The following is a 24,961-nucleotide window of genomic DNA, read 5'->3' as shown; positions in this document are numbered from 1 at the left end:
CACAGCCGGTAAGCGAGAATCCCCCCGTTGCCAAGGCCAGACCTCACCCACCGCCCCCGGAGCCGCCTCATGGGACACCCCGCCCGCCACCCCACGATGACCGCCGCCGACTACCTCACCTGGGAAGCCGCCCAACCCGAGCGCCATGAATTCATCGACGGCGAAGTCTGGGCGATGGCCGGTGCGGAGGATCGGCATGTGAGCATCGCCGGCAACGTCTACGTGGCGCTGCGCCAGCACCTGCGCGGCACCCCCTGCCGCACCTTCATCAGCGACATGAAGCTCCAGGCATCGACTGCCAACAGCTACTTCTACCCCGACGTGTTCGTCACCTGCAGCGACGCCGACCGCACCCGCCCGCTCATCAAGCGCGACCCCACGCTGGTGATCGAAGTCCTGTCCCACGGCACCGCCGCCTACGACCGGGGCGCCAAGTTCGCCCACTACCGCCAGATGCCGACGCTGGCCGAATTCGCCCTCATCGACCCGGACACCCGCACCGCCGACGTGTACCGGCGCGGTGCGGACGGGCTGTGGGTGCTGCATCCCTTCGCGCCGGGTCAGGGCATCGGCCTGGCCAGCGTGGACCTGCGCATCGCGGACACCGACCTGTATGCCGACCTCGACTGACGCCGCCCACCCCCCCTTCCGCCTCGACCGCACCCGCCAGGCCACCCCCCAGGTCTTCGAGCGCCTGCGCGAGCAGATCCTGACGCTGGTGCTCGCCCCCGGCACGGTGCTGTCCCGCGCCGATCTGGCCGCCTCGTTCGGCGTGAGCCAGACGCCCGTGCGCGAAGCCCTCATCAAGCTGGGCGAGGAAGGGCTGGTGGACATCTTCCCGCAGCACGCCACCGTCGTCAGCCGCATCGGCCTGAACGCGGTGCGGCAGGCGCATTTCCTGCGGCGCGCCATCGAGCTGGAAGTCGTCGCCACGCTGGCCGCGCAGGACGCCGACACCGTGGCCGCACTGACGCCCAAGCTGCACACGCTGATCGCCCAGCAGCAGCAGGCGATGCAGGCCGAGGACGGGCCGCAGTTCGTGCGCGCCGACCGGGCCTTCCACGCCGCGATGCTGGCCGCAGCCGGCGTGGCGGAACTGGCCGACCTGATCCACCAGCGCAGCGGGCAGGTGGACCGGCTGCGGCTGCTGCACCTGCCGGCCCGAGGCAAGATGCAGGCGATCCTGGCCGACCACCGCCGCATCGTCGCCGCCATCGCTGCCCACGACGCGCCCGCCGCCCAGCAAGCCCTGCGCGACCACCTCAGCGGCACGCTCCTCGTCGCCGACGCGATCCGCCAGCGCCACCCCGGCTACATCACCGACTAGCGTTGCGTCAAGCATCGATGGACGGTTGGCGCGACCCGAACCCCCACCCCAACCCTCCCCCGCTGGGGGAGGGAGCAAGACCAGATCGCCAAGCCTCTGTTCTCCTCCCCCCAGCGGGGGGAGGTCGGGAGGGGGGCTTCGGGGTCAGCAGACGTATCAACCCACTTGAGCAGCAGATCAACCTTCAAAGACCCATCAGCCGCACCAGCCGCGCGCTTTCATCATGAAGAAAAAAATGCCCCCCAGGTAATTCCTGCAAGTGGAACTGCGCGTGCGTCGTGCAGGCCCAAGCCTGCATGCGGGCGACGCTGGTGGACGGATCATCCCGACCATGGACCGCCAGTACCGGGCAGGACAGGATGGGTGCGGACGGTGCGGGTCGGTAGTCATCCACCATCCCGAAGTCGGCCCGCAACATCGGCAGCAGCAACTGCATCAGCTCGGGCTGGTTCAGCACGGCCGCCGAGGTGCCGCCCATGCGGCCCAGCAGCGCCAGGAAAGCCGGGTCGTCGAGCGTGGCGACCGGCGGCGCGGTGGCCGGCAGGTGGGGTCCGGATCGCCCCGACACGACCAACTGCTGCAATCCCCAGGCCGGTGGCAGACGCAGTGCCGCCTCATACGCCAGCAGCGCCCCCATGGAATGCCCGAAGAACACGGTCGGTCGCCATGGCAGCCGCTGCAGCCGTGACACGAGCTGGTCGGCCGCTTGCGTGAGCTGGCGCAGCGGCGGCACCAGCACCCGGTTTTCCCGGCCCGGCAACTGGACCGCCAGCAGCTCCACATCGGCCGACAGGTGCTCGGCCCATCGCTTGTAGAGGCTGGCCCCGCCGCCGGCGTAGGGGAAGCACACCAGGCGCCGGCGAGGGATTTCGGGCCGGGTGTGCGTGACCAGACAGACGCCCCGGTCATCGCCGCCAGATCTGGCCCCTTGGGGAATCGTCAGCATGTTGTCGGCACTCCTTGGCCTGAAGCGGCCCACCGGGCCAGCTCGACGAGATCCAGGACATGGTGCTGAACCACCAGTGGTTCGGACCCGCTGTATGCAAGCGCCAGCGCCAGCGCATGCGCGTCAAGGCACCACTGCCGCAGTTGAATGCGGGGGTCTTGCCGCCATGGTCCCGATGGGCTGGGACTGGAGACCCGCCACAGGATCGGCGCTTCCTCGTGCAGCTCGATGCCAAACGATTGGAGATCCCGTGACAGACCCTCCCCGCAAGCCTTGACCACCGCTTCCTTCAAGGTCCATAGCCGCATGAACGTCCAGGCCATCGGCCCGCCCGTCACCGCGAGCTGCGCCTGTTCGGCCAAGGTCAGCACGTCGCGGGCCAAGGCCAACAGGTCCAGCTCGTCGCCCCGGTCAAGCGGCTCGACATCCACCCCCACTGCCCCTTGCGCGGACACCGCGATGCAGACCATGGAGCGGCAGTGCGACAGGTTGAACTGCGGACCCGGACCTTGCAGCGCAGGCTTGCCGAAGGAACCAGACTCGAAGTGCAGCGCATCGACCGGCCGCCCGACCACCTCGCCCAGCCTCAGGCGCAGCAAGGCGTGCGCAGCGGCATAGGCCACCCGATCCTCCGCAAGGCGAAAACGATCGGCCTGGGCCTGCTCCTGCCTGGAGAGCACCGCCCAGACCGGTGCCTTGATCACATCCCCCGGTCTCAGGGACAGGCGCCAGACCTCGCAGGCAGGGGACTCGGTGCCCATGGTTCGATTCAACGCAGGGGGGCCGATGCGGGCAACGCGGCTTCGGCGAGGCTGTTGGCCGACCGGGCGGCAGAAGCCGCCGGCGCCGGCACGGGAACGCCTGCCGCACGCGCGCCAGTGTCGGGTGCCGCATCGCCCGCCACCGAGGCGGCCTTGGCCACCTTGGCGGCCTTGGCCGGCGAAGACGCAGGCTGAGGTGGCGCCAGTCGAGGCGGGACGCGCGATGGATCAGCCGCGGGTCGGCTGCTGCTGCTGCCCTGGTCACCCGCCTCCATGCCGTCCAGCGCATTGGTGTTGAGGATCATCGGCATGCTGCCACCCGTGCCGGAACCCGCCCCTGTGCCCGTCCCCAGCACCACCAGCTTCGCGTTGGGTGACTGCGCCAGCGCCTGGGTGTTGACCACGCTCGCCTCGATGCCCTTCCATTTCAGATAGGACTCCGACAGGCCCTGGTTCACGACTTCCTGGAAATTGCGGATGCCCAGCGCCTCGACCATCTTGCGCTCGACTTCCTTCTGCTCGGCGACGATGCGGAAGTTGTACTCCTCCACCAGCGCACGCGCGGTGTTCTTGCGCACATAGGCTTCCTGCACCGCGGGCGGAAAGCGGACTTCCTTGATGAGCAAGGCGTCCAGGGTGACCCAGTCAATGCCTTTTTCTTCGTCAGGGGTCTCGGCGCTCGGAGGCCGGTAACCGGCGGTGAGGCGGTTGATCGCGCTGAAGCGACCCATCTCGGCCGTGATGCCGGTGTACACGTTCCTTTCGAACGTCAGGCGCTCCGGCGAGTGCAGCTCCTCGGAGCGAAACAGCGAAATCTTGTCGCGCACGACCGATTCGATGACACGGGCCACCACCTTGTCCCTGTAATCCGGGCCGATGCCCTTGTGGACCATGCCGGCCGCCGTCGGCACCAGGTAGAACGCCCAGGCCAGATCGACTTCGACCTTCAGGCCATCGGCACTCAGGGCGGACACCTGCTGGTCCCCGCTCTGCAGCCGGGTGTCATACAGGAATAACTGGTTCCACGGCATCACCACGACCGTCCCTTCCGTCACGAGGGTGTTGGTGTCCGTGCCGCCTTCGAAGCGTTTCCAGATCACGCCCACCGAACCCGCCGGGATGGTGTGGACCGCGATCGGGATCATGAGCACGATGCCCAGCACCGTGGCCAGGCCGATGATCCACATGTCCTGGAACCAGGCACGAAGCTGGTTCCCCAAAAACCGGGGATAGGCCAGGAGTCCCCGCCCGATCCGGCGACAGGCCGCGGTGATTCGATTGGGATGCGTAGGTATCGACATGGGCAAACTTCACAAGGTGACCGTGCCACCCGCCACATGGATGCGACGGTCGGCCAGATGGAAATAGGCATCGTCGTGCGTGATGGCCACGACGGTGCGGCCCTCGGCACGGATAACAGGCAGCAGCTCCAGATAAAACTGCTTGCGGAAGGTCGGATCCTGGTCGGCCGCCCACTCGTCGAGGATCAGCAGCGGTCGCTGTTCGGCCAGTGCGGCAAACAGCGCCAGGCGCTTGCGCTGGCCCGTGGACAGCGACACCGAGGAGAATCGGCCGTCCTCGATGCGGACCTTGTCCTGGATCTGCAGCCGCTCCAGCCATTGGCGGCACCATTCGGGGTCGAGGTGCTTCACGCCGTGGAGCTGGCTGAACAGATAGAAGTCCGCGAACACGGCCGACATGAGGGACCGGTACTGCACCGTGCAATCCGGCCACACCGTCCGGCCGTCCACGCTGACACCACCGTCCGTGGGCCGGTACAGCCCGGCCAGAACCTTGAGCAGCGTGGATTTTCCGGAACCGTTGTCCCCGGTGATGAAAATCAGCTCCCCTTTGCGCACGACGAGCGAAACGGGGCCGATGCCGAAATCCCGCCCTTGGCCGCCGTAGCGGAAACGCACGTCGTCCAGACGGATTTCGGCAAAATCCTTCATCCCTGCCTGAGGCGCCTCGAACGCCTCCTCAGGACAAGGTGCATGCACGGTCTTGACCGAGTCGAACAGCTTCTCCAGTTCGACCAGGTTCTCGGCCGACACGTTGGCGAGGGCGATCTGCGGCACCGCGCCGAGCACACCGAACAGCGGACTGGTGAGGAACATCACGGCCGTGACGCTCTGGCTCACGGATTCGCTGAACGCCGACCGGACCCATGGCATCAAGAACACGATCGTCCCCAGCAAGCCGAACATCGCCAGACTGGACAGCACGAAGTCGCGGGACAGCGCCTGGTGCGCCACAAGCTTGTACGCCGTCGCCTCTGCCGAGGCGGTCACGGCCGCGGTTCGGGCATCACGGGCCTTGTCATCCGACAGCTTGAGTTCCTTGAATCCGGCCACCAGCGCCATGACGTGGGCCTGCATGTCGGCCGAGCGGGCACGCGCACTGTCCAGCGCATCCCCGACCACCTGGGAATGCGCCAAGTAGGCCCACCCCGCCAGCGCCGACACGATGAAGGTCAGCACCAGCGCGGTCGGCGAGATGAGCGCCAGATAGACCGAGGCGAACACCACCATCATCAGGGACTGGCCCGCGAACGCGATCGGGGCGGCCGATTGCGAAATGATCTGGGTGTCCGTGGACAGGGCGGCGTTGATGCGCGCCGTGCCCACGCGCTCGGCATCGCGCAGCTCTACCGCCTGGAGTCCCTCCACCAGACGAACGCGCACCCGGTGGACGGCATGCTCGACGATGGGACCACTCAGGCCCAGTGCCTTGAGCTGCGCGATGCAGAACACGACCAGCGCCACCATGAACTGCAGAACACTCCAGAACCCGCCCTCCCCCTGTGTCAGCGCACTGGGAGCGGCGGCGGCCTGCATGACGAGGTAGAAGCAATACGTGCTGCCCAGACCGGCCAAGGCGGAAAACTGGAAAAAACGGGTGACCGACTTGCGATCGCCGTGTGTCAACAGAGAGAACAGGATCACTTGGCGACCTCTTGGCGATGCCACCGGGACGGCTTGGGCTTGGGCTCACGCACCAACCGGCGGGCACGGAAAAAGAAGAACAGCACCAGAAACGCCAGGACGGGCGTGACGATGAGCGACAGCATCAGGCTGCGGAAAAACCCCAGCCGTGTCCGCCGCCCCAGATAGGCGACGGCCAGCGCGAGGTAGACATACGCCGTGATCAGGTACATGGAAAGCATGTGTTGCCCCTGGGAGTACAGGTACAAATACAGGTACAGGTACAGGTGGTGGCCTGCACACCGCTCATGGGGTGGTCTCGGCTTCGGTGTCCTGCATCGGGATCTGGCCCGAATCGGAGAACACCACCCGGTCGTGGCACTCCGACCGGTCACGCCACAGGCAGACCGAGACGGATGCGCGTGCCGTGATGTTGTCGCAGGTGTCCGTGGACAGCCGGTAGAAACCGGTCACCACCGTGTCGCCCGGATCGACGTTGAACCGCGTGTGGGTGTTGCCGACCTTTTTGGCAACACCGTTGAGGGTCTGGGTGTATTCGGCCGCGATCATGACGATGCTGATGCTCTTGCTGGCCTGGTTGAACACCGAGATTTCAGGCGAGCAGTAGCGGTCACGTCCCTGCCCGAACACATAGGCACGCCGCACGGAAACGATGATGGAGCTGGGGGGAATGCGCATCGCCTTGACAGACGAGGCCGCATGCGCCGGGGCGGGCACCGAGGCGGCAGCCGCCAATGCGACGGCTTTGAACCCCAGCCCGCCTCCCAGCAGCAGAACCTGGATCGGAAGGGGGCAGGAAGAGAAGATTTTGGCGAGCAATCGGAGAATCATGGACAGGTCAGGGTTGGGTGTTTTCGAGCGGTGGCAACGTCGGCACAACGCACAGCAGCAGACTCACCATTCGTCATCGGACAAGGGCATGCAGGCATGCGCTGCAGCAGGTGGGTGGGTTTGCACAGGCGGCGCGAGCCATTCCGACAAAACCTGATCCGGGGCCTGGACCACCGCCGCGGCCAGTTCAGTCATCGCCCGCGCCATGCGCAAGGCGGTGGATTCGTCGAACAGGTCCAGTGCGTACTCCAGGTGCAGGTCCAGCACCTCCTCCCCCTCGACCATGTACATCAGGTCGTATTTGGCACTGACGCTGCGGTCGTGGACCAGGTGGGTCTGTGCGTCCACCAGGTCCAGGTGCATCGGCGCGAGGTTCTGGAGGATCAGCACCACATCGAACAGTGGTTGCCGTCCGGGCAGGCGCGCAGGGTCCAGCGCCTCCACGAGTTCGTCGAACGGGTAGTCCTGGTGCTGGAGCGCCTCGCGGGCCGTACCGCCCATCTGCCGCACCAGCGTGCGCATCGAGTCCGACGGGTCGATGCGGACGCGCAGGGGCAGCATGTTGACGTAGAACCCGATCTGGTTCTCCAGCCGGTGGTCCTCGCGCCCGGCCACGGCGGTGCCCAGGATCAGGTCACGGCTGCCCGAGAGTCCGTGGAGCTGGGCCATGGTCAGTGCCGCCATCACGGCAAACAGCGTCACGCCCTCCTGCCGGGCCAGCGCGTGCAGCCGCTGGCTGGTCTGCGCCCCGAAAGACTGCACCACCATCCCGCCACGCCCGCTCAGGCGCTCCGGTCTCGGGCGGTCACAGGGCAGCGCCAGAACCGGCAGGTCGTCGGCATCGAACCGTGACAACCAGTAGCGGCGATGGGCCGGCGGGATGGCTCGGCATTGCCAGTGGGCGTGATCGGCGTACTGCAGCGTCAGTGAGGGCAGTCCGCTGCGGCGCACGAGATCCGCCGATCCACCCTCACGGCCCCCGGCCCGGGCGGCGGCGTACAGCACCGCCAGATCGGAGAACATCACGTTGGCGGACCAGCCATCGAAGGCCGCATGGTGGACGTTGATGACGAGCAGGTGGCGCCAGCCGTCGGACGCCTTCGTCTCGCGGGTGCTCAGCAAGCGCATGCGCAGCGGCAGCTCGGACTCCAGCAGGAAGGGCCGGTTCAGCTCCTCGGCCAGAACCGCTTCTTCCTGGTGCTCCTGGTGCTCCTGGCGTTCGGTGTCGGTGGTCTCGCATTGCAGCGCAAACCCACCCTCGCCCGGAAGGATGTCCTGCACCAGACTGCCCGCCCGCATGACCAGCCGCGTGCGCAGCACTTCATGCCGCCACACCACGGCCCGACAGGCTGCAGCCAGCGCCGGCACATCCAGTGCCCCAGTGATGCGCAGTCCCGCCACCATGTTGAACGCCACCAGATCTGGCTGGCGGGCCTGCAGCAGCCAGAGCCGGCGCTGGCCCGCCGAGGCCGGCAGATCCTGCGTGCGCGACACGGTGGGGAGGGTGCCTTTGGCCGTGACGTCAGGGGCGGCCCCATCGGCGATGGCCGCCAGATCCGCCACCGTCGCGCTGGCGAAGAGGTCGCGCAACGACAACGCCACCCCGAGACGCTCGCGCACACGGGCCAGCACCTGGACCGCTTTCAGGCTGTGCCCGCCGAGGGCGAAGAAATTGTCACGGGGCCGAACCTCGGCCACCTGCAAGACCTCGCCCAGCAGCGCACACAGCACCTGCACCGTCGGGGAGAGGGTCACGGGATTCGGCCCGGCATCGTCCTGCAGCGCGCGCATGGGCTGCGCATGAAGCGCCGCACGGTCCAGCTTGCCACCCTGCGTGACCGGCAGGTGATCGATGCACTGGTAACGTGCCGGCACCATGTGGGCCGGCAGCCGGTGGACGAGCTGCGCCACGACCTCCGCCCGTGTCAGGGCCGCACCCGGGGCCGCGACGATCCAGGCCAGCAGGCACTCGCCCTCGGGCGTGTGTTCCAGGGTCACGGCGGCGTCCACCACATCGAAGCAGTGCCGCAGCGCATCCTCGATCTCGTCGGGTTCGATCCGGAATCCGCGCAGCTTGACCTGTCGATCGGCCCGGCCCAGGAATTCAAGCTGCGCATCAGGTCGCCACCGGGCCAGATCCCCGGTGCGGTACCAGCGTTGCCCATCGGCCGTGGTCACGAACTTCTGGTCCGACAGCGCGGGCTGGTGCAGGTAACCGCGCGCCAGCGATGCGCCGCCCAGCCACAGCTCCCCGGCTTCACCCGCAGGGGCATCGCTCCCGTCGGGCCGCACGACACGCGCCCGCCGCCGACCGACCGGCTGGCCGATGGGGATGCGGGTCTGCCCGGCGGCCTGGGGGGCGATCCACGCGGCCGTCGGCGTGATGGTGGCCTCGGTCGGGCCGTAGGCATTGACCAGACGGGCACAGTACAGCGGCAGGGCGTACCAGCCGGCCACCCGCGCCGGGGTCATGTCCTCTCCGCCCACCAGCAGCGTCTTGAGCATCAGCCCCCGAACCGTGTCGGCGTCGCGCTGCCCCAGCGCGATCAGCTCGCCCCAGAACACGGGCGGCAGGTCGAGGATGTTCAGGTCGAGGTCACGCCAGCGTTGCACGAGTGCCTCGGGCGAGTAGCGTTCCTGATCGGCCACATGCAGGGCCGCGCCATTGAGCAGCGGCAGCAGCATCTGCTCGATCACCGCATCCACCCCGGCCGAGGCAAACACCAGGCTGCGGTCCCCGGGGGTGATGCCCACGATCGGCGTCATGCCCGCCAGATGATCGGCCAGGGCGCCCTGCTCGACCATCACGCCCTTGGGCTGGCCGGTCGAGCCGGAGGTGTAGACGATGTACGCCAAGTCGGTGGGCCGGCAGGTCGGTAGCGCCACCGATGCGGTCGGCCCAGGGGCGGCGTCCAGCCTCAGCAGCGAGAGGGCGCCATCCTGCGTCCACTGCCCTGCCCGTTCGGCGTGCTCGGCATCGGTCACGAGCCAGGTGCAGCGTGCATCCCGCAACAGGAACGACAGCCGCTCATCCGGGTAAGCCGCATCCAGCAGCAGCACGGCGGCCCCCGCCTTCATGACGCCCAGCGTGGCCACCGGCAGGTGCCAGGACCGCCCGACCAGCACCGCGACCACCTCCTCGCGCCCAGCCACCGCCCCGACGCCGTCCTGCACGAGACGCCGGGCCAGGCCATCCACCGCCAGACCCAGCGCCTCGTAGCTCAGGCCAGACGGCCCCAGCACGGCCACCGCCTGCGGCTGACGGCGCCGCCAGACCTCGAATGCCGCCACCACACCGGCCGACGCATCGGGCACGACCAGATCGGCCGGCCGGGCCAGTGTGGAAAGGCACTGGCCGGGGTCGGTGCAGGCAGCACCCAGCAGCGCATCGACCTCCCGCAACCAGCCTTCGATGATGGCCGCATCCCAGAGTGCCGTGCGGTACTGCATCCGCAGCTCCAGCCCCTGCGGATGCTCCACGCCGGAGAGCGTCAATTCGAACTGGCTGACGGGCAATTCGACCTCGTGGACCCGGCAGCCGGCCTGATCGACCCAGGTGTCGATGTCCTGCCAGTCGTCCATGGTGAGCATGACCTCGAACAGCGGATTGCCCCCCACCGACCGGGGCAACTGCAGCCGCTCGGCCAGGACGTTGAACGGCATCTCGGCATGCTCGAAAGCGTCCAGCACGGTCTGTCGTGTCTGGTCGAGCAGATCGAAGAACGACGCCTCCGGCACCAGTGTGTCGCGCAGCGGCAGCGTGTTGACGAAAAACCCGATCTGATCGGCCAGTGCGGGGTGGTCCCGACCGGCGTGCAAGGTGCCGATCACGGCATCACGCTGGCCCGTCCGCGCCCAGAGCCACAGGCGCCAGGCGGCCACCAGCACCATGAAACCCGTGAGACCTCGGCTCGCGCACAGGGTCTGCATCGCCGCCACGGCCCGCGACGACAGCGGGTGCGTGCAACTGCGCCCGGCATCGCGGGCGGACGTCGGCGCATTCCACGCCTGTCGCGGCCGGCAGGTCGGCAACTGCAGCACGGCGGGGGCATCGGCCAGCCGGTCGGACCAGTAGGCCAGCGACAAGGCGTTGGCCGCGACCCGGGCGTTGTGCCATGCAGCGTAGTCGCCGTACTGGACCTCCAGCGCAGGCAGGGCCGGCGCGCCTCCACCGGTCTCTTCCTGCTGCAGCAACGCGAGGAAATCCCGCACCCAGACCGCGATCGACCAGTTGTCACCGATCGCATGGTGCAGACCCACGACCAGCGCATCCCCGGTGTCCAGGCGCAGCAAGGCACAGCGCCACAGCGGCGGTGTCTCCAGATCGAAGGGCGTCCCCACGACCTGTTGCGCCACCGCATCCATCCGGGCCGGAGCATCCGCCAGGCCGCGCAGGTCATGCACCGGCAACGCGGGCACGAGCGCCTGCGCCACCTGCATCCAAGGCGCGGCATCGCGTTCCACGAGGGTGCTGCGCAGCGATTCGTGCCGCTCGGCCAGACGCTCGAACGTGGTGATCAGCCCCGACGGTGACAGCGGGCGGGTGCGCCTGAGCACGAACCCCATGTTGTACGCCTGCTGCCCGGGATTGAGCTGCTCCAGCAGCCACAGGCGACGCTGGGCATGGGATGGCGCCGACCACTCGGCGGGCACCCGGCGCGGGATGGGGTCCATCTCGTGTGCGGACGCCAGCAGCTCGGCCAGGGCCGCGATGGTGGGGGCCCTGAAAAAAGCCCCGACCGGAACGCTCTTGCCGAAATCCCGGGCGATGCTGTTCACCAGCGCCACCGCCTTGAGGCTGTGACCACCGAGCACGAAGAAATCGTCCGTGACCCCGGGCGGCGCCGACAGGCCCAGCACCTGCGCCCACAGCCCCGCCAGACGAGTCTCCAGCGCATTGCGTGGGGCGACCTTCGCCTGGGCCGGTTGCCGCATGGACGCATCGGCCCGCAGCGCCGCACCGTCTGGCCGACCGCCGCGGTCCAGCGGCAGGGCGGTCAGCTCGACATACGCTGCCGGGCAGGCATGCCCGGCCAGCAGCGGACGCACATGGCCATCGAGCACCGCCGGCCTCAACCCCTGGGCGATGTGCGGGACCACGAACGCGGTGAGTGCCCCGGTCTCCACCAAGGCCACGGCCTGGCGCACCGAGGGATGGGATTGCAGGGCCTGCTCCACGGCGTCCAGGTCCACCCAGCCGTCGGCCAGGCGCAGGTAACGGTCGGCGAGGCCCAGCACCTGCACACGCCCGTCCGCCTCGACATGGGCCAGCGACCCGGTGTCTTCGAACCCTGTCGAGGGCCCTTGGCGCCACAGCCGGGCCGGAATACCGACCGCGGCATCGCCACCCAGGCCATCGAGCAACCGAAGCCCGGGCTGCGCCACCACCCCTGTCAGCGGTCCCAGCGTCAGGGTGGCGATCGGTGCGTCTGGTTGGTCCAGGGCATGCCCCAGCAAGTGCAGCCACCCGTCCAGCCACAACCCCGCCCGCGCCGGCGAGGCCAGCCCCGCATGACAGTCGAAGTCCAGGAGCACCTCGCCATTGAGTTCCAGCAGGTTGAGGAACAGCTCGGTCTTCACATGCGTCAGCGGCAGCGGCAGCGGCAGCAGACGCAGCCCGTCGAAGTCGAGTCGAACACCCGGGTCGATGTTGAACAGCACGGACACCGGGGACACCGATCCCGACCCGTCGGCAAAGAGTCCGGCGGCGGTCGAGCGGGCTTGGGCCAAGGACTCGCTGACGGCGCGCAGGACATAGTGGAAGGTCGGATCGGCCCCGAGATCGACCTCCAGCGGCATCACGGCAGACGCCATGCCCACCATGACCGGCATCTCGGCAAAGCTGTGCCCGGCGAACGGCAGCCCGATGCGCAAGCGGCGCTGTCCCGACAAGCGGCCGAGCAAGACGACGAAGCTGCCGAGGAGGACCACCACGGGCGACACCCCCAGCGTCCGGGCACACCGCCGCACGCGGGCGAAAAACCCGTCGGCCGTTCCCTCGGCCTGTCCCGGCAGACGCGGGCTGCGCCGATGCAAGCGGAAACCCTGGAATCCCTCGCCCACCGGGCCACTGGCGTCGCCGGGCAGGATCAGGCGAGAGGCGTCACGCACCGGCGTGGCACCGCGGGCCTGCGGCGGCTGTCGATCCAGCCAGTCGGCATAGTCCTTGAACGAGCGGGCCGGCGGCAGCGCCGGTGTCGCCCCCTGACGCAATGCGTTGTACACCGTGGCCAATTCAGCCAGCACCAGGCCCAGCGACCAGCCATCTGCCACCAGGTGGTGGACCGCGATCACCAGCACATGGCGGTCCTGCGGACCCCGGTACAAGGTGGCCCGCGCCAGTGGCCCGTGCGCGGGATCGATGGCTTTTGCAAGCTCCACGCGCAGCAGGGCCTGGTCATCCAGTGGCCCGCCCGTGCCATCGACCACGGCCCACGGCGGCATGGCCGAAGAAACCCGAATGGCATCATCGGCCATCGACTCCACCCGAAGTGCATCGTGGCGACGGGCCAGGAAGCTCCACGCCTGCCCCAGCGCCGCGACATCCGTCCAGCCTTCCAGCGCAAAGGCCAGACACTCCGTGTAAGCCAGACCCGCTTGCGCGTCCTTGGCCAGCAGGAACAGCATCTCGCGCTGACCCCGTACCGGCGCCACCACGCCCTCGTAGAGGATCTGTTCCGGCAGCGCCGTCGGCATCGACCAACCGGCCCCAGGCGTGACCCGTTCATATCTCCTTGCGACCAGGGACAGTTGCTGCTCGAAAACAGCCGCCATCGTGTCAATCTGGGACGCCATGGTTCGGATCGCAGCCAAGGAAATATCGGACATATTGGTTCTATTTAATAGATCGGGCACTTTGAGCATGAACAAGCGTCGCCGCTTTATTTCACATGCTCGCTATCGAGCAACCGATCGGAAACGCTGCGTATGACCGCCATCTTGACATCCAATGGCATCGGCACGAAATTAATGTCATCCGCGATCTGATCACCGTGACCAGCCGCCCATTCAAAGAATGCCAAGGCCTGCTGCATATGGACAGCGGTGTTGTTGTTTTTATGTCGGTGACGCACGATGACGTAGGATGGGCTGGCAATCGGCCAAGCTGATGGATCGGGTGCATCGGTCGTGGTGTTGTCCATTGCCCCCTGCCAGGGGAAGCCGCGGGCAGCGGCCTGGAACGATCCGAAATCAGGCGCGACAAAATGCCCTGTCTTGTTCTGCAACTGCACATAGGTCAGGCGATTTTTTCGTACAGTGGCATAGTCTACAAAAGCGATCGAATTCGGGTGCTGAATTAACTGCGCCAGCGTACTGTCCAGCCCGTTGACCGCCAATCCAACCGGAAATTTGACATCCGGACCCACGCCGATTCTTGATTTCCACTCCGGATTGGACCGAGAAAGATAATGACTCAGCAGATACGTCATCCCCGAAGAATCTTGGCGGGTGAGGACGGTGATGGGGGCGGCGGGCAGAAAGACATCCGGATTGAGCTGGCGAATGGCGGGATCGGTCCAGCGGGTGATCTTGCCCGTGCAGATGCCCACCAGCACCGCGCTGCTCAGCCGCAGCCGCCCGGGCCGCACGTCCGCCATGTTCACCACGGGCACCACGCCACTCATGACGACGGGAAACTGCAGCAACCCGTGTGCCTCGAGTTCCTCCTCTTTCAGCGGACGGTTGCTGGCCGCGAACGTCGCCAATCCTTTCTTGACGCTGTCCAAGCCTGCTGTGGTGCCGATGTCGGTGTAGTCTATCGTCACGCCAGTCTGCTTCTGGTAGATGGCGGCCCATTTCAGGTACAAGGCCAGCGGAAACGATGAGCCTTTTCCCTGGATCGTCTGAGCATGCCCGACCGACAGCGCGACGACAAAATTTAGCATCAGGGCAAACAGGAATTTCATGTCATGTGGCCATCACAGAATGGTCGTGAATTTTGACAATATTTTGACAATTGATACTGGGCGGTGTGAACAACGGCTCAGGGGTAGCCGCCCCTGAGCCAGCCGTCAACCATGCATGACCACATGGGATGGTCAACGGCCACAGGTGTCCGAATAACCTAGGTCACGCCGCAGGTGCAGACTTGGACTTGGCCTTTTCGAATTCCGCAGTGAAATAATCGCGCGTCTTCTTGGGGTCAAAATTCAGGAAAGTGCCACCCGCCTCGAAGTGCGTCACGAACACGCGACCGATCGCGTACGTCGCCGCAGCGAACGCGCCCGGCGCGGCGGCGAAGCCCACATAGGTACCGATGATGGGAACCACCTTGACGAGGGATCCCAGGCTGGCACCGGCACTGCTGGCCAGAACGGTTCCCAGCATGGCCGATACCGTGCTCTTGACACCGGTTTCCATGAAGGGAATGTCGTACATCTTGCCCAGCTTGGACAGCATGCGCAACTGCAGCACCAGCAGCGCAGCGAGGTCCACCGACGGGACCGGGATCATGCCAGCACTGGCGGCCCAGGGCACGTAGCTGGAGACCAGCGCCATCGCGTGTTGATCACGGCGCAGCTCGGGATGCGCGGAAACCGCCGCAGGTGCGGCTTCGACCTCCGGAATCACCGCCTGCACTTCAATCGTTTCATTGCTCATGGATTCACCTCGTTAAAAGATCAGGAATTGCTCAGGACCATCGACCGCCAATGGTCGTGGTCCAGGGCCCGGGCCGGGGTCAGGGCCGGAAGAGACATGGACCCACAAATCAAATTCATCCTCAGTCCAGGTCGAGGAGTTCATCCAGGTCCTCGTCGGACATCTGGTAGGTGAAGGATGGCCCCGAGGGGACGGACACGCTGCCGGGGGTGAGTGCCTGCACCACGGCCCGCAGCAACTGCCGTGCGTCGGATGGCGCCACGGAGGCAGGATCAAACGTCAGCGAAAACTCGAGCTGCCCATCGGCGACCAGGCACAGCACATCCATCGCATGCGGGCTGCGAGTGTCCGCACCGATCGGCTCGCCTGCCGGGGACCAATCCACCGGGAATTGGCCAGCACCGGCGGCACCGGCATCGACAACGCCCAAATAATTGAACCCCATGTCCGCTTGACGCCGACTGCGGCTCGGGGCCATGTCAGGAAGCTGATCCAGCAGGCTGTAAGTCCAGCCGCCATCCGGAATGGCCGCCCGGCTGGCGCGCACTCCAGCGGCCACCGTGACCAGGTCTTGCCCGTGGGGCGCCTCCAGCCGCAGGGTCGCGTAGGTCGTGAACCAGCCGACGGTGCGGGAAAGATCCAAGGATGGCGCCATGTCCGAGAACCGTTCAGGCCACTGACGGCCATGCGATTCCAGCGTCACCAGCGTGCCACCACGGTTCAGACCGTCGCGCAGCGCGATGGCCAGCCCCGCCAGCAGCAGATTCTCCAGCCCCCCCCCTTCGACCGCCGCCGCACGGTGCATCAAGGCCCGGGTCGCGCCGGCCTCCAGTTTGTCTGACAGCGTCACCATGTCGCCCGCACGGCGCGCGCACGCCACGGCCAGCGGTGGTGGCGCCGCACTCAGGCCGGACAGGTAAGCACGCATGGCCGACAGGTCGGCGTCCTGCACCACACGGCCCAGAAAGGCGCCGTAATCGAGCACCGAGGAGCCCTTGAACGGAAGCACCACCGCCGCCCCCTGTCGCGTGGCTTCGTAGGCCGACTCGAAATCTTCCGCCAGGATGTCCCACGACACCCGGTCAACGACCAGATGGTGGGCCGCCAGCAGCAGATGGTCTTGCACCGGGCCGTGCATCAACAGGGCACCGAAAAGGGGCGCCCCGCTGTCGAGCCGGAAACCAGCATGCAGCCGCAGCACGGCGGCCTCGGCACCCGCCGCGTCGGACGGGTCGAGCGTGACCTCCAGGAATGCCGGGCCACCGTCCGCCGTCGTGATGACAGGCACCACCTGCTGCGGAAAGCCCGGCAGTTGCAGGCGCAGGCCGTCATGGTGTCGCCACAGCGCCTGCAGGGCCTGGCGCAGTGCCGCAGTGTCCCAGCGACCGGCATGCTGCAGCCCGATGGCCTGATTGAAATGGTGCGGTGCCTCCTCCGACAGCCGCAGGAACCACTGCTGGATGGGCGTGAGCGGGGCAGCGCCGGACACCTCGCCCTGCTCGGCCAGGGTGTCCAGCGGCCGCAACTCGGACGCCAGCGCGGCAATCGTCGGGTGCTGGAAGATGTCCTGGATCTCGGCGCGCAGCTTCAGGCGGCGCAGCCGTGACACGATCTGGATCGCACGGATCGAGTCCCCCCCCAGCATGAAGAAATCCTCGTCGAGTCCGATCGGGTCACGCCCCAGCACGGCTTGCCACACATGGCGCAGCATCCGCTCCACAGGCGTTTCCATCCGCGTCACGGCAGAGGCGGCGGTGGCCGTCGGGCTGGGCAGCGCCTTGCGGTCCACCTTGCCGCTGACGGTCAAGGGCAATTGCGCCAGCTCCACGACATAGGCGGGCACCGCATACGCCGGCAGCCGTCGCGCCAGCGCAGCGCGTATGTCCTGCACGCCACTGCGCGAAGCGCGGGGAACACCCTCGGCCTCGAACAAGCGGGCCATGAAGGGGGTGGCGCGGTGGCCATCGCCAAAGTGCAGGCTGTTGGCGTAGAACTCGAACGAGCGCCCCGATGCGCACTGGACAAAGCCGTTGAGGTGGAAATCGGGGTTGAAGCCGTTGTGCGCCAGGGTGCGGTGGACCGCAAGCTGCAGGCGGTCGCCCGGCTCGAAGGTCACCTCCCCCAGATCCAGCGGGATATACACCGGCAGCCAGCTCGCCGGATTTTCAAGGATGTCCACCACATGGTCGGCATCGACATGCAGTTGCAGCCAGGCCAGCAGCCCCGTGACCGGGCCGGGCCGTTCGATGACCAGCTCGTCCATGTGCGTGGCCTCCAGCGCCATGGGCTGCGTGTAGTCGAGGTCTTCCAGCACGCCGACGGTGGACACGATGGCCCGGGCCGGCAGGTTCTTCACGCACAGGCGCAGGTCGAAGGGGCGACCGATGTCGGAAAAGATGCGCTCGACGTAATGCGCCGCCACCTCCGGGAAGCCCCAGTCGAAACTGCCTGCGGGCAGGTTCACGGCCGCCAGGCGGGTCACGCTGCGCTGGGGCAGCATCGCCGCCGGGTTCTTCAGCAGCCGCCGTGCATGGTTGATGATGTCGGCAGCACCTTCCGAGCCACCGATGGCCCCCACGATTTCCGAGATGCACACGTCGGCCAGCTCGGGCAGCGCGATGGTGCGGGCATCGCCATGCAGGACCGTGATGCGGTCGGCCAGCCCCAGCCGCTCCACCGTCTGGCGGGCCTTCTCTGCGGTGGACTCCAGCAGATCGACGGCATAGACGCGGGCCGCCCCGGCTTCGATGGCCAGCCGGGACAGGATGGCGAAGGGTCCGGTGCCGATGTCGAGCACCACCTTGCCCTTCAGGTGCGCCGAGAAGGCACCGCTGTAGCGGCGGTTGCGCTCCACGTCGTTGGCCATGCTCGAATAGACCACGTCGTCGTAGACATAGAACTCGGCCACCGAGGGCCACAGCTCCACGCGCGGCGCGCTGCTGTAGTAGGCCGCCAGCGCCAGCGAACCGTCTGCACGCGCCACCGGCACCACCACGCCATCGGCCACGTCGGCACAGCCACGCAGGGCGTGCTCGACCTCCATCGGCTCGATGCGGAAGCCCGAGATCTTGACCTGGTCATCATCGCGGCCCAAGAAATCGAGCGCGCCATCCTCCAGCCAGCAGACGCGGTCCCCGCTGCGGTAGGTTCGCGTGCCCGACGCCGCGTCGGTGCCGAAGCGCAACCGGGTCAGGGCCTCCTCGCCGTGGTATCCCCGCGCGACACCCGCCCCGACAATGACCAGTTCGCCCGGGACACCGACGGGCACCCACTGTCCCTGGGCGTCCACGACCTGACACGCCGTGTTGGGCAGCGGACGGCCGATGGGCAGGCGGACACGCGCCCCGTCCTGCGGTGACACACGCTGCAGCGTGGCGCACACCGAGGTCTCGGTCGGACCATAGGCGTTGAAGGCGGCCAGGGTGCCGGCGTAATGGCAGAGTTCCCGGACGGCCGCCGCCTCGCCAGCCGTGATCAGCACGCGCAGCGTGGGCAGCGGCATGCCGTCCAGCGTGCGCAGGAAAGCCGACGGCAGGGTCACCACCGTCGTGCCGGTGCTCGCCAGTGCCTGCGCGAAATGCTCGGCCGATTCAAGGGCCGCGGGCTCCGGTTGCACGACGGCCGCCCCGGCCAGCAGGGCCATGAAGAGGTTGGCCAGCGAAGCATCGAACGCGGGCGAGGCGAACTGCAGCACCCGGTCCTGCGGCGTGATGCCGAAGGCTTCGATCTGGCCCAGCACCATGTTGACGAAGCCACCGTGCTCGCACAGCACCCCCTTGGGTTCGCCCGTGGAGCCGGACGTGAAGATCATGTAGGCGGCATCGCCCGGCGCCGGAGGCACCAGCGGCAGGGGTGGTGTCGCCGGCGTCGGGGCGTCGAGCAGGGCGAGCACGTCGCACACCGGTGTCCCGCAGTCGGGCACCTGGGCGGCCTGTGCGGGATCGTCGGCCAGCACGAGGCGGCTGCCCGATTTGGCCACCAGCATCCGGACCCGGTCCACCGGATACGCGGGGTCCAGCGGCACGTAGACCGCCCCCGCCTTCAGGATGCCCAGCAGCGCCACCAGCGACGCCCGCGAACGCATGGCCCACACCCCGACCCGGTCGCCGGGTGCCACGGCCATCCGGTCACGCAGGACCAACGCCAGGGCATCGCTGTCCGCCTGCAACTCGGCGTGGCTCCAGGTTCGGCCATGCGCCACCACGGCCGGGCGGGCGGCGTACACCCGCACGATCGCGTCATGCCAGGCCGTGATGCCCATGGGGGCGCGTGGCTGCACCGGACCACAGGAGAAACCCTGCAGCCGCTGCCACTCGGCCGGCGGGATCAGCGCCAGCTCGCCCACCGGCGTGTGCGGGGCCAGTGTCACCGCGTCGGCAAGCGTCTCGAAATGGGCGCACGACCGCTCGATGCGGGAACCCTCGAACAGATCGCTGTTGTAGTTGAGGTCCAGCACCAGGTGCCCGTCCTCGATCTGGAAGTGGAACACCAGATCGAAGCGACTGAAATTCCAGGCGTTCTCCGAACCGCAAGGACGCACCGTGGTGGACTCCAGCACCAAGGCCACAGGCTCGAAGGCATCGACCACGACCATCACGTCGAACAGCGGCGAACGGCTCATGTCCCGCGCCAGGCTCAGCCCGTCCACCAGCAGGTCAAAGGCATAGCCCTGGTGCGTCAGCGCGTCACGCACCGTGCGGCCGACCTCGTCGAGCAAGGTGGCGAATGGCTGGGCTGCGTCGAGGTGGTCGCGCAAGGCCAGCACATTGACCAGGTAGCCGATCTGGCCCTGCAGATCCGCATGCTCGCGGCCCGCCACGGGCGTGCCCACGACGATGTCCTGCTGCCCGGTGTAGCGGAACAGTTGGACCTTGACCAGCGCCTCCAGCAGCACGAACAGCGTGCAGCCTCGGTCCTGCGCCAGGGCCTGCAGGGCGGTCGTGGTCCGCTCCGACAGGCGGCGCCGGCAGGTGCTGCCTCGGAAGGTCTGGGTGGCGGGTCGGGGGCGGTCGGTGGGCAGGTCCAGGGCCAGGGGCACCGTGGCGAACTGCTGCAGCCAATAGGTGCGGTCCCGGTCGATCTGGCCGGTCTGCAGCCGATCCGACTGCCACGCCACCACATCGCGCTGCTGCAGGGACAACGGCGTCCAGTCGGGTCCGGCCCCCAAGCGCCGGGCGGCATAGGCTTGCGCCAACTCTGCGGCGAGCACCGACAACGACCACACGTCGCTGACGATGTGGTGAATGTTGAACAGCAGGCGCTGGCGTGATTCGCCGTCCGGCGCGGCCGGCAGCCTCACCACCACCACCCGCAGCAGCGGCCCGTGCGCCAGATCAAAGGCATGGCCGTCGTTGCGCGCCAGCAGCCGATCGGACTCCCGCTCGGCGGCGGCGGGCAGGTGCCCGCGCAGGTCCACCACCGTCAGCGGGGCGTCCACCGCGGTCAGCACCCGCTGGTGTGCATGGCCTTCGACCTCGATGAACACCGTGCGCAGCGATTCGTGGCGACCGATGACATCCTGCAGCGCCGCGCGCAGTGCCACGATGTCCACCTCGCCAGCCACCTCGTAGGCCGTCGGCAGGTTGTAGGCCGTGGGGGCGATGCCCATGCGGTCCAGGCGCCAGAGCCGGTCTTGCGCGGGCGACGCCGGGTAGCTGGCCTGATCCGGCACCCGTGCGATGGCCGCAGCCAGGGCGGGGGTGGCCGAGGCGCCCGACAAGCGGTCGATGTGCGCGGCCAGTGCGCGGATGGTGCTCAGGGCGTAGAAGTCGCGCAGGCTGACCTCGACGCCACAGCCCTGGTAGAGCTTCATCAAGGCGCGGATGGCGCGCAGCGAATCACCCCCCAGCGTCTGGAAATCGGTGGTGACGCCCACCTCCTGCAGGTCGAGCAGCTCCGCCCATATCGCCGTGAGCGTGTGCTCGGTCGGCGTGCTGGCGGCGACGAAGCCACCGGCCTCGTAGTACACCTCGCTGGGTTTGGGCAGGGCCTTGCGGTTGACCTTGCCGCTGACCGTGGTGGGCAGGGCCGGCAACCGCACCACGCGGTGGGGCTGCATCGCGGCCGGCAGGTGCTGGTCCAGGTGATGGCGGAGCAGCTCCGGCGCCACCGCGTCGGTCATCCCGTCCTGCAGGACGTAGTAGCCCACCAGCAGCGCCCGCTGGTCGGACAGCACATGCACGGCGCATGCGCACTGCGCGACGCCGGGCACCTGGCGCAGCACCGACTCGATCTCGGCCAGCTCGATGCGGACCCCGTTGAGCTTGACCTGCCCGTCCTGGCGACCCAGGCACTGGACGGTGCCGTCCGGCAACACCCGCCCCAGATCTCCCGTCCGGTAGATCACGTCGGCAGGGTCCTGGCCCAGCGGATTGCGCACGAAGGCGGCGGCGGTGAGGTCGGGATCGTGGAGGTAGCCCAGCGAGCGGTAGGGCGTGGCGATGCAGATCTCGCCGATCTCGCCGGGCAGGCAGGCTTGCGCATCGCGCAGGACATGCACCACCGTGTTGGGCAGCGGCCGGCCGATCGGCAGCACGGATCGGTCTTCCTCGGCCAATGCCCCGACCCGCAGGAACAGCTTGGCCAGCGTGGTCTCGGACGGGCCGTAGAGGTTGAGCACCTGGGTGTCCATGCCGGCCAGACGGCGCCAGGTGGTCACGTCGGAGGCCAGCAGCGGCTCTCCGGCGACCAGCAGGTGGCGCAAGGCGGGGAAGGCAGGCGATGGCCCGTCACCCCCGGGAGCGGCATCGGCCATCGCGCGGTTGAGCAGCCGCAGCACGGTCGGCACGCAATGCACCAAGCTCACGCGCTGCTCGCGCAACCACGCCACCAGACGGTGCGGCTGGGTCCGGATGTCCTGCGACGGCCAGCAGACCGTTCCGCCGCACATCAGCGGCACCAGCACGTCACGCAGGCTCACGTCGAAAGTGATCGGCGCCAGCCAGGCGCCACGCACCTCGTGGTCCAGCCCCAGTTCGCCCATCTCCCAGCGCAGGAAGTGGCTCAGGCCCCGGTGCTGGCCCAGGATGGCCTTGGGCTCGCCGGTCGATCCCGAGGTGAACATCACGTAGCACGGGTCGGCAGGACCGATGGCGATCCCCGGCCCCTGCCCTGCAGACTCCGCGGCCCAGTCGGCCGGCGTGAGGCAGCGCAGCGCCGATCCGTCCACGCCGTCCAGTCCGTCCAGCAGGGGCTGGTGCTCCGCCAGGGTGATGACGAAGCGACACCGCGCCCGGGCGAGGTAGGCACGCAGCCGTGCCGGCGGCAGGTCGATCGGCAGCGGCAGGAAGGCTGCGCCGGCCTTGGAGACCCCCAGCAGCCCGGCCACATAGTCGGCCCCGGCCGGCAGCAACAGGCCAACCACCTCGCGCTGACGCGCAGGCATGCCGTTGCGCAGGAGTGCATGGGCGATACGATTCGACTCCTGGCTCAGCCAGGCATACGTGAACGCCCGGTCAGCGGTGTCGATGGCCGAGCGGTCTGCATGGAGACTGGCCTGAAGCTCGAACTGTTCAAAAAAGACGGGACGTTGCATGGACATGCGAAATTAAAAATGAGTGAACGGGCAGGCCATCACCAGGCGTCGGCGTCACACGCCAGTGCCGCTGACAGGTCGTCGGACCACCCTTGTGGATCTGGTGCAGGGGCAGGGGCAGGTGCTGGTGCTGGTGCGGGAACCCGGAGCTGGAACAAATCCACGAACAGGTTGAAGGTCAGCACGACCATCAGCACGTCGTCATCGAAGGTCTGGTTCGGCTCGGCTCCGGGCACCAGCCCCTGGCGCTGCAACTGCGCCACGGCGGCGGGATCGAAGACACCATCGCGTGCGATGCGCTGTGGCGACAGCAGCGCCTGCACCTGCGGCGTGGCCTGACGCGCCAGGCTGCTGCTGCTGGGCGCCACGAAGCTGAATTTCTGGCGGTCCACGATGGCACCGGGCAGGTAGCGCCGTGCCAACTGCTTGAGCACATGCTTCTCCTCGCCCTCATGCACCATGAGGTGCGGGGGAATGCGGCTGGCCACCTCGATGACCTGCACGTCCAGGAAGGGGTAGCGCGCCTCCACGCCGTTGACATAACTCACCCGGTCGCCATGGTCCGCCAGCAGGTGGTCCGCCATGCGCAGCTTGAAATCCAGGTACGAGCGTTGATGGAAGGGGTGGCGTCCGCGCAGCCGGCTGGTGTCCACCAGGCCGCTCTTCAGGCAGTCGATGTCCGCGAAACTGCCGTGGCGGGGGGTGGCGTAGAGGGCACGCTTGGTTTCCCGGAAGGCGTGGTACGGCTTCTCGTAGAAGAGCTTGCCATCGCCCCACAGGCGCTCGCGCATCTGGCGCTCCAGGATGTCGGCCAGCTCGTCGGCTTCGTCGGCCGACCGGGACTCCTGGCGCAGCATGTCCAGCCGGTAACCGACATAACCGCCGAAGAGTTCGTCCGCCCCCTCCCCCGTCAGCACGACCTTGACCCCCGCATCACGCGCCAGACGCGACAGCGCCAGCGTGCAGGCGTTGTACGACTCGCGCAGCGGGGCCTCGGCACAGCGGACGATGTCGGCCAAGCGGGACTCGATGTCGCCCGGGCGCATGCACATGGCGTGGTGCCGGCTGCCCAGCGCCTGCACCATCATCTGCTGGTAATGGCTTTCGTCGATGCGCGCGTCATCGAAGGTGATCGAGAACGTGTGGCGGCGCTCGCCCGGGGTCAGCGTCCGGGTCATCGCCGCGATCAGCGAGCTGTCGAGTCCGCCGCTGAGGTAGTTGCCCACCGGGACATCGGCCTGCAAGCGGTAGCGGATGGACTGCGTCAAGGCGGCGTCGAGTTCATCGACGCAGTCCTCCAGGCGCCTGCCATGGTCGATGTCGTCGGCCAGCGGGTAGTCCAAGTCCCAATAACGCAGCGACCGCCGGCTGCCATCCGCCTCGAAGACCATCACCGTGCCCGGCGGCAGGCTCTCGATGCCCCGGATCAGCGTCTGCGGACTGACCAGTCCCGGAAAGGTCAGGATCTGGTCGAGACCGCGCAGGTCCACCTCCCGCGACACGCCGGGGTGTGCCAGCAGCGCCTTGATTTCGGAACCAAACACCACGCCCGCCTCGGTCTGCGCGAAGAACAGCGGGGCGATGCCGATCTGGTCGCGCCCGAGCACGAGCCGGTGCCGGACCTGGTCATAGACGGCGAAGGCGAACTGGCCATTGATCCGGCGGGCGAAGTCAAGGCCGAAGGTCTGGTAGAGCGCGGGAATGATCTCGGTGTCCGAGCGCGAGACGAAGCGGTGTCCGGCCGCCTCCAGCGCGCGGCGCAGGGCCACATGGTTGTAGACCTCGCCGTTGCACACCGAGACCACTGTCGCATCCTGGCTGCGCACGGGCTGGTGGCCGGCCGCCAGATCGACGATGGACAGCCGCCGGAAACCCAGCCCGACACCGGGGGCCAGGAAGCGCCCGTGGTCGTCCGGCCCGCGGTGCCGCACCGCCTCGGTCATGGCGTCGAGCACGGACGGCGCCATCGGCGTGGTCCGATCGGGTGTGTAGATGCCTGCAATGCCGCACATGGTG

Annotated in this window: 13 protein-coding genes; 2 read left to right on the top strand and 11 right to left on the bottom strand. The window is 67.8% G+C overall.

The features are described from left to right. The first annotated feature begins 69 nt into the window (after positions 1-69). Positions 70-630, top strand: a complete 561-nt coding sequence (locus QZW52_RS06555) for a Uma2 family endonuclease (protein WP_293996538.1) — start codon at positions 70-72, stop codon at positions 628-630. Further along, positions 614-1,327 carry a GntR family transcriptional regulator gene (locus tag QZW52_RS06550; protein ID WP_293996537.1) on the top strand — a complete coding sequence of 238 codons (714 nt, stop codon included), beginning with the start codon at positions 614-616 and terminating at the stop codon, positions 1,325-1,327. Before QZW52_RS06555 ends, QZW52_RS06550 begins: the two co-directional genes overlap by 17 nt. A gap of 184 nt (positions 1,328-1,511) precedes the next feature. Here the strand turns inward: QZW52_RS06550 and QZW52_RS06545 are convergent, their stop codons facing one another. From QZW52_RS06545 to asnB, 11 genes are all read right to left on the bottom strand, one after another. Then, complete coding sequence (locus QZW52_RS06545; protein WP_293996535.1) at positions 1,512-2,273, bottom strand: thioesterase II family protein; 762 nt, start codon at positions 2,271-2,273, stop codon at positions 1,512-1,514. Next, entirely contained in the window at positions 2,267-3,034 is a 768-nt protein-coding gene (locus tag QZW52_RS06540; protein ID WP_293996533.1) for a 4'-phosphopantetheinyl transferase family protein, read from the bottom strand. The genes QZW52_RS06545 and QZW52_RS06540 overlap by 7 nt, the downstream gene beginning before the upstream one ends. A gap of 8 nt (positions 3,035-3,042) precedes the next feature. After that, positions 3,043-4,221, bottom strand: coding sequence for a prohibitin family protein (locus QZW52_RS06535; protein ID WP_293996531.1), 1,179 nt, complete (start codon positions 4,219-4,221; stop codon positions 3,043-3,045). Between the two features lie 123 nt (positions 4,222-4,344). Further along, complete coding sequence (locus QZW52_RS06530; protein WP_293996529.1) at positions 4,345-5,979, bottom strand: cyclic peptide export ABC transporter; 1,635 nt, start codon at positions 5,977-5,979, stop codon at positions 4,345-4,347. Next, positions 5,976-6,200: a hypothetical protein gene (locus QZW52_RS06525; protein ID WP_293996527.1), complete on the bottom strand. Its 225-nt coding sequence runs from the start codon at positions 6,198-6,200 to the stop codon at positions 5,976-5,978. The genes QZW52_RS06530 and QZW52_RS06525 overlap by 4 nt, the downstream gene beginning before the upstream one ends. Positions 6,201-6,264: 64 nt before the next feature. Next, positions 6,265-6,657 carry a hypothetical protein gene (locus QZW52_RS06520; protein ID WP_293996525.1) on the bottom strand — a complete coding sequence of 131 codons (393 nt, stop codon included), beginning with the start codon at positions 6,655-6,657 and terminating at the stop codon, positions 6,265-6,267. A 216-nt stretch (positions 6,658-6,873) separates the two neighbouring features. Further along, complete coding sequence (locus QZW52_RS06515) at positions 6,874-13,605, bottom strand: non-ribosomal peptide synthetase (protein WP_293996523.1); 6,732 nt, start codon at positions 13,603-13,605, stop codon at positions 6,874-6,876. An 86-nt stretch (positions 13,606-13,691) separates the two neighbouring features. Continuing rightward, the gene (pstS, locus tag QZW52_RS06510; RefSeq protein WP_293996521.1) at positions 13,692-14,717 is read right to left on the bottom strand and encodes a phosphate ABC transporter substrate-binding protein PstS; all 1,026 of its coding nucleotides are present in this window, start codon (positions 14,715-14,717) and stop codon (positions 13,692-13,694) included. 163 nt (positions 14,718-14,880) lie between these two features. Then, positions 14,881-15,390 carry a YcjF family protein gene (locus QZW52_RS06505; protein ID WP_293996519.1) on the bottom strand — a complete coding sequence of 170 codons (510 nt, stop codon included), beginning with the start codon at positions 15,388-15,390 and terminating at the stop codon, positions 14,881-14,883. A gap of 142 nt (positions 15,391-15,532) precedes the next feature. After that, positions 15,533-22,945, bottom strand: coding sequence for a non-ribosomal peptide synthetase (locus QZW52_RS06500; protein ID WP_293996517.1), 7,413 nt, complete (start codon positions 22,943-22,945; stop codon positions 15,533-15,535). A gap of 38 nt (positions 22,946-22,983) precedes the next feature. After that, positions 22,984-24,957 carry an asparagine synthase (glutamine-hydrolyzing) gene (asnB, locus tag QZW52_RS06495; protein WP_293996515.1) on the bottom strand — a complete coding sequence of 658 codons (1,974 nt, stop codon included), beginning with the start codon at positions 24,955-24,957 and terminating at the stop codon, positions 22,984-22,986. Positions 24,958-24,961: the final 4 nt, after the last annotated feature.

Source organism: Sphaerotilus sp. (assembly GCF_013299175.1).
Classification (GTDB): Bacteria; Pseudomonadota; Gammaproteobacteria; order Burkholderiales; family Burkholderiaceae_C; genus Sphaerotilus.
This window is presented reverse-complemented; position numbering and strand designations above follow the sequence as displayed.

What these genes read in the sequence shown, in the direction of transcription:
- QZW52_RS06550 (WP_293996537.1), top strand. Translation starts at nt 614, where the DNA reads ATGCCGACCTCGACTGACGCCGCCCACCCCCCCTTCCGCCTCGACCGC.
- QZW52_RS06545 (WP_293996535.1), bottom strand. Translation starts at nt 2,273, where the DNA reads ATGCTGACGATTCCCCAAGGGGCCAGATCTGGCGGCGATGACCGGGGC.
- QZW52_RS06525 (WP_293996527.1), bottom strand. Translation starts at nt 6,200, where the DNA reads ATGCTTTCCATGTACCTGATCACGGCGTATGTCTACCTCGCGCTGGCC.
- QZW52_RS06555 (WP_293996538.1), top strand. Translation starts at nt 70, where the DNA reads ATGGGACACCCCGCCCGCCACCCCACGATGACCGCCGCCGACTACCTC.
- QZW52_RS06540 (WP_293996533.1), bottom strand. Translation starts at nt 3,034, where the DNA reads ATGGGCACCGAGTCCCCTGCCTGCGAGGTCTGGCGCCTGTCCCTGAGA.
- asnB (WP_293996515.1), bottom strand. Translation starts at nt 24,957, where the DNA reads ATGTGCGGCATTGCAGGCATCTACACACCCGATCGGACCACGCCGATG.
- QZW52_RS06515 (WP_293996523.1), bottom strand. Translation starts at nt 13,605, where the DNA reads ATGGCGTCCCAGATTGACACGATGGCGGCTGTTTTCGAGCAGCAACTG.
- pstS (WP_293996521.1), bottom strand. Translation starts at nt 14,717, where the DNA reads ATGAAATTCCTGTTTGCCCTGATGCTAAATTTTGTCGTCGCGCTGTCG.
- QZW52_RS06535 (WP_293996531.1), bottom strand. Translation starts at nt 4,221, where the DNA reads ATGTGGATCATCGGCCTGGCCACGGTGCTGGGCATCGTGCTCATGATC.
- QZW52_RS06520 (WP_293996525.1), bottom strand. Translation starts at nt 6,657, where the DNA reads ATGCGCATTCCCCCCAGCTCCATCATCGTTTCCGTGCGGCGTGCCTAT.
- QZW52_RS06500 (WP_293996517.1), bottom strand. Translation starts at nt 22,945, where the DNA reads ATGCAACGTCCCGTCTTTTTTGAACAGTTCGAGCTTCAGGCCAGTCTC.